The organism is Pseudomonas sp. P4_B3, assembly GCF_056402295.1.
Genome location: NZ_JBFUHR010000007.1, coordinates 376,536 through 391,175 on the forward strand (window position 1 = coordinate 376,536; position 14,640 = coordinate 391,175).

Genomic DNA, 14,640 nt, shown 5'->3' on the forward strand with positions numbered 1-14,640 from the left:
AACCGCTATAGATCCAAGTAGTCTGAGTAACTTTAACCGGTGAAGGCCTCAGAGCATAAAGTTTGCCGGCAGCAATTAAATATCGGATGTGCAGCGCTGGCCGTTCTCTACTAGTTGCTCTGTTAAAAAATGTCCGGCCTCTTACATGCATCAAAACGGTTGGTGAACAAGCCCAGCCAGGTCTACTTGGTACTCAATACGCACTACCCCTGTGGGCAAGCTAGCACCTATAAAGCTCTCCGGGACGATTCTTGGGAAACCGGCGTCCACCGGAAATAACCGCGATTCCAGCACTATGAAGGTTTCACGCCGTGCTGAACTGCCTGGATGGAAGCCCACTCGTGCCAGTGACTGGGTCAGTACTTCGGCGTCGAATCCAGCGTTGATCAGACGCTGCGCAACAGAATCAATAGATTCGCCGGACGCGGACGGTTCGAAACGGTAGTGGATCAGATTCAGCATACCTGCAGAAGCCAGCGCCAACTGGAATTGTCCGGCCACGTGAATGCAGGAATCGTAACGGCTAACCGTAGCTTTTACTTCGTACCCAGCAAATGGCGTCCACACATCAACCACACCGCCGGAGGGGCCGTGCCATTGCACTTCTATCCCTTGGTGCATCAATTTCTCAATGGTGAGCATCTCGGCAAGCGCCCCGTAGCTGCTCTTGGTGGCCAACGAATTACCCAACAGGTGGCGCCACTTTGTCCACCACGCCGAAGGCTCGGCAAGCAACTCCTTACGTAAGCAGTCATCGTTCCCCGGTGTAATCATATGGGCACAAATGACCGCGAATTCGTTTCGCAACGACTGAAGGCTGGACTCAAGGCGCAGCAAGCGGCGTGGCACCCCGCCAACGATTCGATCGACCGATACTAATTGGGAGCCGGTAAAAGCCTCTGCCACCAGCCGGTCATCATTGAGCTCGACAGCCACGCCAAACACTGTCCCCTCAGTGAATACCCAAGCGGGTGCGCTACAGGGCAGGTGGTTGATTGGTAACATCAAGCCGTTTTTGCCGAGATTGGCAAAACCAAAACGGATTTCTTCAAGCAGGTTCATGGGGTGATTCACCTTTTAGATGTGCTCGGACGCTCAATAGCTCTGGACAGCCTGCATCATTGAACAGGCGACGGACATAACCTATTGTTCCGCCTTCATGAAACGAAGGTTCAAGTATCAGGATCCGGGCGGTGTTCAGCCTCATGATTGCTCGGAACTGCTCCTGCGAGGGGGTGCGTTGGCTGCGTTCCGTGAACAGTTGACGGGTAAGTTCAACCCTGAACCCAGCCCTGCCAGGCCGTTCTACTAGCTGTACTATGGTATCGGTCGTCACGGTCGCGAGAATCTCCCGCGTCCGCGATTCTGAACCTTGCCATGTCAGGTGCACCGTCCACCAGATTGCCCGCAACCAGATACGGCTACGACCGCTAAAGAACCGGCTTTCCGGTGTCTGTTCCCAGCGTTTTGCTACCAGATCAGGCAACAGTTTGACCGAAAGAAAGCGCCATACTCCGTTGTCGGCGGCTGCTCGCACATCAAACCCGGCTTGACCCAAGACTCGGTACAGCACAAGACCGCATGCCACATCGAATGCCCCCGCATTCTGTTTCAATAAGCCTTCAAAGGGCGCCGACTCACGAAGGAACTCATCACGGAACGCCTCTAGCTCTGCGGTAAGTCCCGCTGCCTCAAAAACATCGTGCTCCGCCATCTCGCTAAAGCGCCGCTGTGCCATGGTCACACTCAGCGTGGGCCATTTCATAGTTCATCCTCCGGTTCTACACACCGGTCGAGCCAGCACTGTGCTGACATAAACAGTTTTTCTGGCGATGTCGTATCCAAAGCCCCAAGCCGGACAAAAGCAGCCGCGGCATCTGCGACGCTGCCTAGCTCATCTGTGATACTTGGGCGCCCGACTAGTGCTTCGAGATCGTCACCAATCTCACCCTTTACTTTGTATACAAATAGCGCGATCCATGATGACAGCACCTGCCTCATCAAAGGCGTCTGGCGGCCAGACTCAGGCTTGCGCTCATAAAGAGCGTTGTACAGCTCATGGTCCCGATTCAGCAGCAGGGCAATGTATTCACTGGAGAACGGCTCTTCGAATGCGTCGGTCCAATTGGCGCGTAACTCCCACAGCGCGCCTTCGGCCGTCCGAGCCTCTTCCAGAACCGGAAACAGTGAGCCGTCACCATCAATTACCACTTCCACACGCTCAGCCAGCGCGCCCAAGTGAGCGCCGGTTACTTGGGCCCAGGCAGAGTTGGCCGCTGCACTGCCGGGCTGCCCCAGCATCAGCATCAGCGTCAAATGTCCGCAGCCACGCATCGTCGCGCGATCAATCTGGAGCCTGATGCACCGTACCAGTTCTTTTTGTATACACTGTTCGCGGGTAAGGCGGAGAGGGGCGCTGAATTGCCGCCACCCTGAATCCGCTGAAGTCCACTCCAGTGCGATTACCAGTTCGGCGTCGGGCGCAGCAACGCCTTCTTCGCCGAACAGTACCGCCAAACGACAGACATTCTCCAACTGGCAGTGAATAACCAGATCATGGTCATCTGCACTCCAGTCGCTGTCTGTACCAAGTGAATATTGGCGGTCACTGATCATCTTTGCTTTAGGGTCGGGCCCGTGCGAGGTGAAGGTAAATTGCGTCCCCAACTGGAAATCGTCAGGCAGATTAGCCGGTAGTATCCGGTACGGCATAATTAGTCTGCTCACAGCACCACCTCCGCCTTTTCAGCAAGGCTCACGTGTAGTGCCGGGCGTAGCGTGCCTCCTAAGGGGGCCGCGATCTCTATACGAAGATGGCCTGTTACTGAAGCGGGAGGTTGTGCAGCCGTTGCCTGAATCCGAACATGAGCGTGCGCAATTACCTGGGTTACGGCGGCCTTTGATTCGATCCTGCAGTCTCTGATCCGAAATGGAAATTCACCCAAGGCGTCGTCGGTCCAGTGGCGATCTGTAATTGTGCCTGCCTCGGAATCGACGCGCAGTTCAATCACACGGGCGCTAGATGGGTTGGCAGCCCCCCACGCCAGCGACCAGTAGACAACAATACTGCCGCCGGAGTGTTCAATGTGCTCGATATAGAGAGTCGGGTTCGAAGTCTTCGGGTGTCCCCCGATTCGCTGCCTGTTCTGCTGTGCTGGGCGGCCAGAGCGCCCATCTAGGCCGAAGCCGCGTTTGGGCATTACAAGATCAGCCAGATTGCGCGCGAGCCGTACAGCCGGTTTTACATCGAAAGTTGGAACGGCCTTACCACCGAAGTCTTTAAGCGCTCGCCCTGTGTTGGTGCGGATTCTCTCGACGATTCGAACCCCGCTTTTATCGACCCACTCGGTATGGTCCGAGCGCTCACAACTGCGCAAGTATGCCTCAAGGGTTAGTGTACGGCCTGCTGCAACTGGAAGAAGCTTCCTTTTTACCAGCACCTGGTCATGAATGGGCACGAACACAGCAAACAAGTGCCCGCCAGCTGCAGCACTAGGCAGGCCACCAGACCAGCCCCGACTTTCCGTGCTGTCGTCCCAGCATATGTTCATGCCCGGCATTCGCACGTAAGTGACAATCGGGCGATAGGGCGGGGTGATATCCAAGCGCCCGAATACGCAGGTTCCGGGGCTTGGCTGGTTGTCCGGTGCCCCCATGCCCAATTGGTCACTGCTCAGAATCACCGCTGCCAGTGTACCTGCACGACTGGTACCTTCGAACTCGCTACGAACGGTCACGTGCCTGCACATTAGGTCAGACTCATCCACAGCTTGCCTTTTTAGGTAATCGTCGTCGAGAACTTGATCTGCTGCAGCTCGGTTGTAAAGTGACTGCATCACCTGAAAGACGGGAAGCATCTCGGCGCGGAGCACCGGTTGGCCGTTTACCCGCGCATCCAACCATGGCCCATTGGGGAACAAGGGGTTGTTCAGTCGGGCAGCGAACCAGCGCTGCAACGCAACTTCGGTGTAAGTGTCGTAACTTTCACACCACCAAGGTTGGCATGGCGCTTGCCCATCCTCTCTAGGCTCCTCTTCGGCAATCAAGTCGTCTTTAAGAAACGGAATAACGATCACCGTCCCGGTTTCTTCCCGCTCAAAGGGGCGTACGCCCAGCGCGGCCAATACGGGGGCGATCTGTGAAGAGTCTGTTACCGGGACCGGTTCCTGGCTGTTGTCTTGACCCCACCAAGCAATCCCGGTTTGCGTATTGCGCTGGATTTTCGCTTGGCTGGCTTCGTCTTCTACGATGCTAGCCACCAAGCGTTCCTGATAGCCCGGTTCGGTGTGAACACGCGAGTAATACAGAACAAAACCCAGCCCCATGCGGAAGTAACAGGTTTTGCCCAATCCCCAAGAGCCGCCGGCGCTTTCGTCATCCCTAGTGCGGCCGATCTCGAATACCAGTTTGAGCAAGTTGCCATGCGGACTGGCGCCATTAACCTGTGAAAACCTGAGAGGACCGCCCAGGCCTTCTGTACGGGAGTCGCGAATCTCCAGCAAGCGTCCGCCCCCGGGGAAGCGCTTATGAAGCGCCGGTAAGTCAATACCATCATGGAACCAGTCCGTCACCGCCGCGGTGGAATGCTTACGGAAAGTAAAATCTACACAAACACGGCCACCCGGTAGTTTATCGATGGCCGCATCCAGCGAATTTTGAACAGACTCTCTAACCAGCAGGTCGAGGCGTGGCATGTCTTCATTCTGCATGGCCCGCAACAAAAACGCGCCGGATTCCTGCATGGGTCGCAACGACAATCCGTGGTACTTCACTCAGTTTCCCTCTGAATTTTCTTATGCCCAGTTGGCATCGCTATCTGTGAACGCGGCGGGAATGTTAACGGTGACGTGGGTGACGAAGTTTTTTTGTTTGCCACTGTTGGCGCCAGGTAACCAGATGCTGACCCCGACAATATCTGCCTGCGCCGCCAGTGGTTGGCGGGCACGGTCGGGCACTGGTACATCAGAGTCTTCAGTTGCTTCGCTAGTAGGCCGTGGCTTTGGCTTGCTGTCCTTATCAATGAGATAAAGCAGCAGTTGAGGAATGTGGCCCACCCCGTGCTTTTTCCTGAAACTCTCAATGTAGGTATTGGTAAATACTTTGCCAGAAGGAATATCTGATACTTCACTGTCGAGATCGGCCAGCAAGTCCCGCGGATCCCTGAGCGCACCAATTGATACGGCGCCGTCACTACGTTCTTGGCCCAAGCGGGTTCGGGTCACGCGCCCTACACTCACACCCGGCAACTTCCAACCGTCACAAGCTTTAGCCTCGGTGCCCGCAACTACAATGTTCCAGGTATCAAAGCCGGCAGCCTTTGCGTGCTCTTTAAGCCACCCCAAAAAAGGAGAAATATCGGAGAAGAACTGACTGGCAGGGTGGAATGTGAAGCCGCGCAAGAATTCCGACACATCATTCACCTCCACACCTCTCCACACTTGACTGCCAAATCCACCAGTGGTGCCCTTGCCCCGGGCGCGCAGGAAATTCCCAGTAAACTTGAAGTTCTCGCGGTGAATATCTCCGGATCCGGCACCATCGTGAAATAGGGTTGTTTGCCGGTTAACACCGGAAAAGTCATACATGGCGCCGATGGCACGTTGCATCCTGTTTTTGGCGGTAGGGCGTAACCAACTGATCCGAGGATTGATCCGCACCCGGGGGCCAAATTCTGACGGCCTGGTACCTTGGCGCTCACAACGCTCCAACTCATCGCGCAGGTCTTCTTCCGCCTGTGCCATAAATTCGAACTTTTCGAGCGTCTCGTCCGGCATCCAGATACGCGGGAGCAGTTCGTAGCCTTTTCGGTAGCCGAACCAGCGGCCCATTTGCATCAGCGAGTCTGCTTGGGCTGAGCCGCGCAAGAAAAAGGTGCTAACAAGGTTTTCAATGGTCAGTCCGCGGGATAACGTCCCCCCGCCGATGACAATGAACGCGGTAGCAAAGGCAGGCCCGCCCTTCCCTGGTGGCGGCGGATAAAACAGTCGCCGCATTTCGTTTTCATCGTTGATTCCATTATTGGCGCAGTTGTCCACACAAATATGCACCCCTCGGTGGTAACTTGGGGCTCCCTCTTCATCTAACTGGATGGCGGTTACCTCGGCCAGCAGGGCGTCAAACTCTGGGTAGATCTCATCAAAACCAGGACAGGCTTCGATAGCTTCCAGCCGGCCATAAAGGGGAAAGCGAGTGGCGAAATCAGTGGCATCTAAATCTGCTGTAACCCGTTCCCAGAATTGCCGGCACTGGAGCATGAAACCTTCGGGGTCAACTCTGTGCTGTGTAGCAAAACGCTCCAACAGCGCTTGGATTGCCTCATCCACACCTGCGTGGTGCGCCTGTCTTGAACTGGTATGAACCAACATGCTTACCGGTCGGGAAAAGCCTCTGAACCGCATGGCGGCGGCGCAGCAAAGGAACCACAACACGCTGTCTTCGAGGCTTTTCGGGAGTTCACTGATATTGCCATCGTGTACAGCAGTAACCCGATCAAGATCATCCTTACTGACGGTGTGTACGATACCTAGTGCCTGTTGCCCCGTGTCTGAGTTTCCAAAAATCTGGACTGGGCCAAAATGTTCGTCGGACTGTTTCAGGGCAATGATGAAATTTTCCGGATACAGCCCTTCCCCCGGCCCCTCATTGAGGAAATTCGCTGCAGGTGTTGCGGTATAGGCGATGTAATTCACGCTCTGCACGGGCAGATTCACAAGCTTGACGATCAGCCTGTTGATTCTTGTGCGCTCCTCTGTGGACACGTTTGCAGTATTAATGCCAGCCTGATCGGCTTCATCATCGATTACCACAATACGCATGTTGTCCATGCCAGTTTTGAGCTCCTTGATCCAGCCAATCAGTCTCTCGAGTCGTGCGGGGTTTTTCAGGCACACAATCAGATGGCGGTCACGGCTGTCTTCGGTGAAGTCCATGTTCCGTGCTTGGTATTCCGGAGGGCTGTCGGGGCCTGGGTGGTTGATTGGTCGCCAACCCAGATTGCCAGGACGGACAAGGTCGTTAAGGAGCCGGTCGCGTGTCTGCACCCGGAGATTTTCCAGCGTACCGGTCAACACGATGAACAGGTTCCACCGATGGTCGGCGGCCATGGCAATAAGTCCGGCCATGCTCGCCGTTTTGCCGGACTGCACATGTCCGACAATAAGCCCTTTCACTGGCTCTGGGCTTTTCAGGCGCATATGCCGTAGCGTTTTCAGTGCAGAAGTTTCAATGTTAGTGACGGCTATTTTTTTCCAGCCTTGGTCGAGCAGATGTTTCCGGTACAGTTGCCAAGCCGTTTTCGCCGAAGCGGGCACCTTGATATCTGGCTCGGTTTCCTCAATTCCCACTACAACCAGCGGGCGACTCGTCTCGACGGCCCTCTCGTCCGCTGCCTGTTTACCGGCCACGAGATCCCGCCAGCACTGCCGCCGATCGGTCGACGTTTGCCCAAGCGAAGGCCAGAAATTGAGCTCCATCTGCGTAGCCAGCCATCGATCCAGTTCCTCTTCGGTCTTGCCGCGGGACAGCAGCTCTTCCCATGTCAGATTCTGCTGCCGGCACAAGTCGATATAGTCCCTGCACAAGTCGTACCGCGGATCCGTCATGATATTTGACATTGGCTTCCCTACTCGCAGATGAGCTTGAAAATAACGATCAGCAAAACAAGGCATGATGGCTGACTCGTCGCGGGGGTAATCGCCTGATTTGGGGGCGATCCCATTCGAGAAGCCTAAGCATAGCAGCGACAGGGTTCGCATCAGACTCCACATGGAGTCTTTTTATGCTTGTGAGACCAGACACCGTTCACTCATGTGGGTTTATGTATGGGATTTCACCTTTTACTTTAAAAACAGTCATGTCCTGAGTGAACTCGCTCTCAAGAATCCGGCATACACGTCCAGTGCTTGTGTGAGCGACTTTTTTGGCTTCCGCTGTAAGCGCAGTGTATGTTTGCTGGGGCATGTAAATCGCTTGAGCTTGCGCTGAAGTAACGAGCAGCTCAACACGTGTACGACTGAATTCTGTGGGATCATTGAAAAAGCCCACTCCAACTTTAGGGTTCTGTATATCTGTGAGGCCCCTCAACAAGCGCTCGCGTGCTGCATAGCTTTTTGCTTCTATATTGAGGATCTTGTTGCCGTCTTTGCCAGTTCCTTCATGATAGATTTTAATATCACCTTCAGAATTTTTTCCGGTTTCACTAAAAGTTCTATTTTTCTGTTCGTCAGAGAATCCTGAGTTTCTTAGGGCACGGACAAATAAGGACTGATTAAGCGTGCCAGCAATAGATACAATGGCGTTATCTAATTGAGTTAAATATTCTTTGTATGGGATTAATAATTGGCTGTTGAGCTTTTGGAAGGATGTGGAGATCTGGTCGGTCGCCTTGTCGAAATCGTTGCCTAGTGAACTCTCGCAAAATTTCTTTATGAAGGAGTTTGTCAGCGTGTCGACCAGTTTTTTTGCGATTTTGTTTGCTTGGACGAGCGTTTCTCCTACGACAGGGCTGCCAAGCTCTTTCTCTGTGGCGTTTAAAATAGTTTCTGTATGCGGAAAAATGCTGGCAACTAATCCTACAAGATGAAAATTTTGATCCATTGCATCTTTTATTTTCCCTTTTGTGGTTTTCTCAGAATCTTTAGGGAATAGTGCATATATTTCGGATGGATCAATAAGTTCAGTAAGCCCCCTCTCTATGCGATGCTTGATATGTGCGGAAATGGTATCAATATCCTTTGCCCTTTTTGACATACGTATCAAGCCTTTCATTGAGAATTTTACGATTGTAGCTGTTCGCCCGCGTTATTGTGTGAGATTTTAACCTCGAAGCTTAGGGGCGCGTGCTAGGCAAGAGAGTAAGAAGGCACCCGTCTGTAAATTTACTGGTGCAAAAATGGTACAGGTTAAATAGGTACGGCTGGAGGCCTTAAGGCAGAGGTGGCAGCCGTTAGTGGGGCAGCTCCAACATGGTGTCAGAGAACAAGTCACTAAAAGGTGCATCAGTGGCTGCCTTCAACTGCAACCGGACGACTGCGACAGGTCGTCAACGGCCAAAGGTGAGCGCTCAAAGCATTTTCTACAACAGAGGTGTGCATGGACTCGCTAAGTGACTGAAGTGGAAGAAAGTTAGAGTGATTCAAATATGTTGGAAGTTCTATTCATTTTAAATGGAAGGCTCCTTCTGGATTTTTTTGGCAGTAGTTCGTCAAAGTTGGGGGGGGGGGGGGGGCAAGGTTTTTGTATGGGTCATAGTTTGTTTTTAGTTAAAGAAATTCAAAGTGCACCGTTGCGATGGTGTTAAGTTTAATGTGGTTTATGTATTTAGGTTTTTGATATGTGTATGAATAATTGTTCGTGGTTTTTGTGCGGGCTTAGGCGGTTGTTGGGTGTTAATGGTGTAAAATAAAATATTGGATGTTTATATATAAAAAAAGGGCCGCCTTGCGGCAGCCCCTTTCAGTGCTTTTATATTAATAGAGTCAATCCCAGCTAAGCGCCCCACCAGTCTGATACTCAATAACCCGAGTCTCAAAGAAATTCTTCTCTTTCTTCAAGTCCATAATCTCGCTCATCCAAGGGAACGGATTCGTAGTCCCCGGATACTCTTCCTTCAACCCAATCTGCGACAAGCGACGGTTAGCGATGAACTTCAGGTAGTCCTCCATCATCGCCGCATTCATGCCCAATACCCCACGAGGCATGGTGTCACGCGCGTATTCGATCTCCAGCTGAGTGCCCTGCAGAATCATCTGCGAAGCCTCTTCCTTCATCTCGGCATCCCACAAATGCGGGTTTTCGATTTTGATCTGGTTGATCACGTCGATGCCGAAGTTCAGGTGCATGGATTCGTCGCGCAGGATGTACTGGAACTGCTCGGCGACGCCGGTCATTTTGTTGCGGCGGCCCATGGAGAGGATCTGGGTGAAGCCGCAGTAGAAGAAGATGCCTTCCAGGACGCAGTAGTAGGCGATCAGGTTGCGCAGCAGTTCTTTGTCGGTTTCGACGGTGCCGGTTTCGAACTTCGGATCGGAGATCGAGCGGGTGTATTTCAGGCCCCAGGTGGCTTTTTTCGCGACCGATGGGATCTCGTGGTACATGTTGAAGATTTCGCCTTCATCCATGGCCAGCGATTCGATGCAGTACTGGTAGGCGTGGGTGTGGATCGCCTCTTCGAAGGCCTGGCGCAGGATGTACTGGCGGCATTCCGGGTTGGTGATCAGGCGGTACACGGCCAGGACCAGGTTGTTGGCAACCAGGGAGTCGGCGGTGGAGAAGAAGCCGAGGTTGCGCATCACGATGCGGCGCTCGTCGTCGGTCAGGCCTTCCGGGTCTTTCCAGAGGGCGATGTCGGCGGTCATGTTGACTTCTTGCGGCATCCAGTGGTTTGCGCAGCCGTCCAGGTACTTCTGCCAGGCCCAGTCGTACTTGAAGGGTACGAGTTGGTTGAGGTCGGCGCGGCAGTTGATCATGCGCTTTTCGTCAACGGCGACACGGGCGGAGGCGCCTTCGAGTTCGGCGAGGCCTTCGGCGACGTCGAGGGAGTCCAGGGCAGCTTTGGCGCGGGCAACGGCGGCGGAGTCAGAAGCGGTCACGGCACGGGCTTCCAGGGCGGCGGCACCGCCGGCGCTGTCGAGACGGTCCATGTTGGCTTCGGTGGCGTGGCCAGCGTTGGCGCTCTTGACTGCTACTTCCGTGTCTTCTTTGTCGAATTCGTCCCAGCTCAGCATGACGTGTCGTCTCCTGCGTGAGGGCCAGTGTGCCCGTGTGAAATTGGATAGGTCGGTTTTTCACACGGCCTTACTGGCCGCGTTGGATCTAAAGGAATTGTTTTTTGCAGCAGCTATACGCAGGCATCAAACAGAAATTTGTACGGGGTTCCGAGAGCCACTGATGGGCGCAGCAAGCTTTGATCGCTTGTGCGGGGCTTCAGACTGGCTTTTCATCCCTGTAAGGGAATATTGCAGGCCCGTTTAAGGCCGCATTATAGGGAAGTTTTGCATGCTGTGGGGCGGCGAAATGGCTCACGGATCGGTCGACGGGGGCGGTTTTTCGTTCGGAGCGAGGGTTTACAGGGCTTTGAACGATGTTGGCGGGGGAAGATTTTTTTTCCTGATTTTTTGCCCTGGATTATTTTTGTTCAAGAAATAACCAAAAAAGGTATTTTTCACTACATCTTGTGTTTCGGTGGGGTTTTCTCAGGCTCCAGACACAACTAAGCCCGACCGAAGTCGGGCTGTGAAGTCACGCTGGCGGATCAGCTCAGGCGAGCGGCACCGATGTGGTCGGCACCATCGGCGGCGAGGCGGGCGGCGCCAGTGTGGTCAGCGCCGTCGGATGCCAGTTTGCCAGCGCCAATGTGATCTGCGCCATCGGCGGCGAAGGACGCGGAACCGGTGTGGTCGTAACCGTCGGAAGCGACAGCCGCTTCGCTGGTGTAAGCAGCCGAGCCGGTGCGGTCGTAACCATCGGCGGCGAAGGTGTTGGCAGCCAGGACGGAGAGGGTCAGGGCGAGGATCAGTTGGGTTTTCATGGTCGTTGCTCCAGTTTCGCAGGCGTTGTTTGTCTTGGGTTGCAGTTGATACTACGCCGACTATTTCGATTAAAAAGCGCAAATAAGTGCTAAAAACAATCGATTTAATTGATCATTAAGGTTCGGCGCTTCATCTGCCTGATCGAGGCGGGTGGGTCGAACCTTATTGGGGGAGGGGTGAAGCAGGGGATCAGCCGTTAGAGCAGCCATTGCCCATCGCGCTGTAGCGCAGGATATGCCGTTGACCGTGGGAATCTTCGTATTCCATTTTCATGGGGACAACTTCACACACGTTCGGTGCTTCGCTCATCGAGATCACTTTGGCGATGTCCAGATTCATCGAGTAAGTGTATTCCTCAACGGGCGGTTGTTGCTGGGCGACATCAGTCGGGACCTCGCCGGCCATGGCGGTCAGGCACACGCTGCTGAGGGCCAGAACCAATAAAGCTTTCATTTAATTTTTACCTTTTAGAGATCGAAAGGGGGCACGCAATCTTTTTGGGATTGCGTGTGGAACTTCAGTACCAGGGTGTTTGATTAACTGCCTTCGTGGGGGCTGTAACTGGGTTAATCAGGTTGCCTTGTTGGCGTGGCGGATTTTAGGCGTGGGCGCTTCGTCCATATAGCCGTGGTTTTGATAAACACCTTTGACAGATTTCGTAACAATCCCCGAAATTCAGGTGATGTGCAGCTCCTACCTCGTTTGGAGTACGACGGTTTATCCCCGGTGTGACAGGGTAGATGGCTATTTCAGCGCATTTTGTAGGGGCTTGTTACTACCATCGTCGAATGGTTCTATAGGCCCGGCCCGGCTAAAACGTGGTCATACAAAAACAACTATTCCACCGAGGTAAGAAAGATGAGTGCGGCTTCCCTGTATCCCGTTCGTCCCGAGGTTCTGGCTAACACGCTGACCGACGAGGCGACCTACAAGGCCATGTACCAGCAGTCGGTCGTCAACCCGGACGGCTTCTGGCGCGAGCAAGCCAAGCGCCTCGACTGGATCAAGCCTTTCACCACGGTGAAGCAGACTTCCTTCGACGATCACCATGTCGACATCAARTGGTTYGCCGACGGCACCCTGAACGTGTCCTACAACTGCCTCGACCGGCATCTGGCCGAGCGCGGCGATCAGGTCGCGATCATCTGGGAAGGCGATGACCCTGCCGAAAGCCGCCACATCACTTACCGCGAACTGCACGAGCAAGTCTGCAAGTTCGCTAACGCCCTGCGTGGCCAGGACGTGCACCGCGGCGACGTGGTGACYATCTATATGCCGATGATCCCCGAAGCCGTGGTCGCCATGCTGGCCTGTACCCGGATCGGCGCGATTCACTCGGTGGTGTTCGGCGGTTTCTCGCCGGAAGCCCTGGCCGGTCGCATCATCGACTGCAAATCCAAAGTGGTGATCACCGCCGACGAAGGCATTCGTGCCGGCAAGAAGATCCCGCTCAAGGCCAACGTCGACGACGCGCTGACCAACCCGGAAACCAGCAGCATCCAGAAAGTCATCGTGTGCCAGCGCACCGGTGGCGAYATCAAGTGGAACCCGCATCGCGACATCTGGTWCGARGACCTGATGAAAGTGGCCGGCACCGTGTGCGCGCCGAAAGAGATGGGYGCCGAAGARGCGCTGTTCATCCTTTACACCTCCGGCTCCACCGGCAAGCCGAAGGGTGTGCAGCACACCACCGGCGGTTACCTGTTGTACGCGGCCATGACCCACGAGCGCGTGTTCGACTACCGCCCGGGTGAAATCTACTGGTGCACCGCCGACGTCGGCTGGGTCACCGGCCACAGTTATATCGTCTACGGCCCGCTGGCCAACGGTGCGACCACGCTGCTGTTCGAAGGCGTGCCGAACTACCCGGACATCACCCGGGTGKCGAAGATCGTCGACAAGCACAAGGTCAACATCCTCTACACCGCRCCGACGGCGATCCGCGCCATGATGGCCTCGGGCACGGCCGCCGTTGAAGGCGCCGATGGCAGCAGCCTGCGTCTGTTGGGGTCGGTGGGCGAGCCGATCAACCCGGAAGCCTGGGACTGGTACTACAAGAATGTCGGCAAGTCCCGYTGCCCGATCGTCGACACCTGGTGGCAGACCGARACCGGCGGCAACATGATGAGCCCGCTRCCGGGSGCTCAYGCGCTCAAGCCAGGCTCTGCGGCGCGTCCGTTCTTCGGCGTGGTGCCGGCACTGGTGGACAACCTGGGCAACATCRTCGAAGGCGAGGCCGAGGGCAACCTGGTGATTCTCGATTCGTGGCCAGGCCAGGCGCGTACGCTGTTTGGCGACCATGACCGCTTCGTCGACACTTACTTCAAGACCTTCCGTGGCATGTACTTCACCGGTGACGGCGCCCGTCGCGATGCCGATGGCTACTACTGGATCACCGGTCGCGTGGACGACGTGCTCAACGTGTCCGGCCACCGCATGGGTACCGCCGAGATCGAAAGCGCAATGGTCGCTCACCCGAAAGTCGCCGAAGCCGCGGTGGTCGGTGTGCCGCACGACATCAAGGGGCAGGGCATTTATGTGTATGTCACCCTTAAAAACGGTGAAGAGCCGAACGAGCAGCTGCGCCTGGAGCTGAAAAACTGGGTGCGCAAGGAGATCGGCCCGATTGCTTCGCCGGATGTCATCCAGTGGGCGCCGGGGCTGCCGAAGACTCGCTCGGGCAAGATCATGCGGCGGATTCTGCGCAAGATTGCGACGGCTGAATATGATGGGTTGGGTGATATCTCCACCCTGGCTGATCCGAGTGTGGTGCAGCATTTGATTGATACGCACAAGACCATGAATGTCGCGTAAGCGGCGGATCTGAGTCATCAAAAGCCCCGTCAGGTGTTGAGCCTGGCGGGGTTTTTGTTTTTGATCTTCAACCAATAATTATCGGCTTCCTCTGTCGGCATTTTCCTACTGTTACCTGCATTCTTTCAGGTTACTCAATGTGTAACCGCATCGCTTCAATACGGGGCATTGGGAAACGCCGGGGCTCAAATCCGGGCCTGAAATGCCCCTCAAAAAATAAGCCATTACACTGCGCTTGCCGGATTAGAAGGGTTTGCCAATAATAGGCCCGCAATTTGCAATACAGATCGGTTCAATG

General features: G+C 54.7%; 10 protein-coding genes. 1 reads left to right on the forward strand and 9 read right to left on the reverse strand.

Going from position 1 to position 14,640, the window contains the following annotated elements; genetic code table 11:
• Positions 1-150: 150 nt before the first annotated feature.
• The 9 genes from AC1DWG_RS10525 to AC1DWG_RS10565 all read right to left on the reverse strand — a co-directional run bounded on the left by AC1DWG_RS10525 (position 151) and on the right by AC1DWG_RS10565 (position 11,981).
• On the reverse strand, positions 151-1,062 hold the full coding sequence (locus tag AC1DWG_RS10525; RefSeq protein WP_477787753.1) for a PD-(D/E)XK motif protein: 912 nt from the start codon (positions 1,060-1,062) through the stop codon (positions 151-153).
• Positions 1,049-1,765 (reverse strand): DUF6339 family protein, encoded by a 717-nt coding sequence (locus AC1DWG_RS10530; protein WP_477787754.1) that lies wholly within the window; start codon positions 1,763-1,765, stop codon positions 1,049-1,051. Before AC1DWG_RS10530 ends, AC1DWG_RS10525 begins: the two co-directional genes overlap by 14 nt.
• A complete protein-coding gene (locus AC1DWG_RS10535; protein WP_477787755.1) occupies positions 1,762-2,727 on the reverse strand; it encodes a hypothetical protein in 966 nt (321 codons plus the stop codon). Before AC1DWG_RS10535 ends, AC1DWG_RS10530 begins: the two co-directional genes overlap by 4 nt.
• Positions 2,724-4,772 (reverse strand): hypothetical protein, encoded by a 2,049-nt coding sequence (locus tag AC1DWG_RS10540; RefSeq protein ID WP_477787756.1) that lies wholly within the window; start codon positions 4,770-4,772, stop codon positions 2,724-2,726. Before AC1DWG_RS10540 ends, AC1DWG_RS10535 begins: the two co-directional genes overlap by 4 nt.
• A 21-nt stretch (positions 4,773-4,793) precedes the next feature.
• Positions 4,794-7,754 (reverse strand): Z1 domain-containing protein, encoded by a 2,961-nt coding sequence (locus AC1DWG_RS10545; protein ID WP_477787757.1) that lies wholly within the window; start codon positions 7,752-7,754, stop codon positions 4,794-4,796.
• Between the two features lie 46 nt (positions 7,755-7,800).
• Positions 7,801-8,766, reverse strand: coding sequence for a hypothetical protein (locus tag AC1DWG_RS10550; RefSeq protein WP_477787758.1), 966 nt, complete (start codon positions 8,764-8,766; stop codon positions 7,801-7,803).
• A 710-nt stretch (positions 8,767-9,476) separates the two neighbouring features.
• Positions 9,477-10,724: a ribonucleotide-diphosphate reductase subunit beta gene (locus AC1DWG_RS10555; protein ID WP_108215199.1), complete on the reverse strand. Its 1,248-nt coding sequence runs from the start codon at positions 10,722-10,724 to the stop codon at positions 9,477-9,479.
• A gap of 527 nt (positions 10,725-11,251) precedes the next feature.
• Positions 11,252-11,527, reverse strand: coding sequence for a hypothetical protein (locus AC1DWG_RS10560; protein WP_477787759.1), 276 nt, complete (start codon positions 11,525-11,527; stop codon positions 11,252-11,254).
• A gap of 190 nt (positions 11,528-11,717) precedes the next feature.
• Entirely contained in the window at positions 11,718-11,981 is a 264-nt protein-coding gene (locus tag AC1DWG_RS10565; protein WP_477765440.1) for a DUF2790 domain-containing protein, read from the reverse strand.
• 405 nt (positions 11,982-12,386) lie between these two features.
• On the opposite strand from AC1DWG_RS10565, the gene acs reads away from it, so the two are divergent.
• Entirely contained in the window at positions 12,387-14,342 is a 1,956-nt protein-coding gene (gene acs, locus AC1DWG_RS10570) for an acetate--CoA ligase (RefSeq protein ID WP_477787760.1), read from the forward strand.
• Positions 14,343-14,640 lie beyond the last annotated feature (298 nt).

Coding starts and splice junctions, on each gene's coding strand:
- AC1DWG_RS10525 (WP_477787753.1), bottom strand. CDS start 1,062: ATGAACCTGCTTGAAGAAATCCGTTTTGGTTTTGCCAATCTCGGCAAA.
- AC1DWG_RS10530 (WP_477787754.1), bottom strand. CDS start 1,765: ATGAAATGGCCCACGCTGAGTGTGACCATGGCACAGCGGCGCTTTAGC.
- AC1DWG_RS10545 (WP_477787757.1), bottom strand. CDS start 7,754: ATGCGAACCCTGTCGCTGCTATGCTTAGGCTTCTCGAATGGGATCGCC.
- AC1DWG_RS10550 (WP_477787758.1), bottom strand. CDS start 8,766: ATGAAAGGCTTGATACGTATGTCAAAAAGGGCAAAGGATATTGATACC.
- AC1DWG_RS10555 (WP_108215199.1), bottom strand. CDS start 10,724: ATGCTGAGCTGGGACGAATTCGACAAAGAAGACACGGAAGTAGCAGTC.
- AC1DWG_RS10560 (WP_477787759.1), bottom strand. CDS start 11,527: ATGAAAACCCAACTGATCCTCGCCCTGACCCTCTCCGTCCTGGCTGCC.
- AC1DWG_RS10565 (WP_477765440.1), bottom strand. CDS start 11,981: ATGAAAGCTTTATTGGTTCTGGCCCTCAGCAGCGTGTGCCTGACCGCC.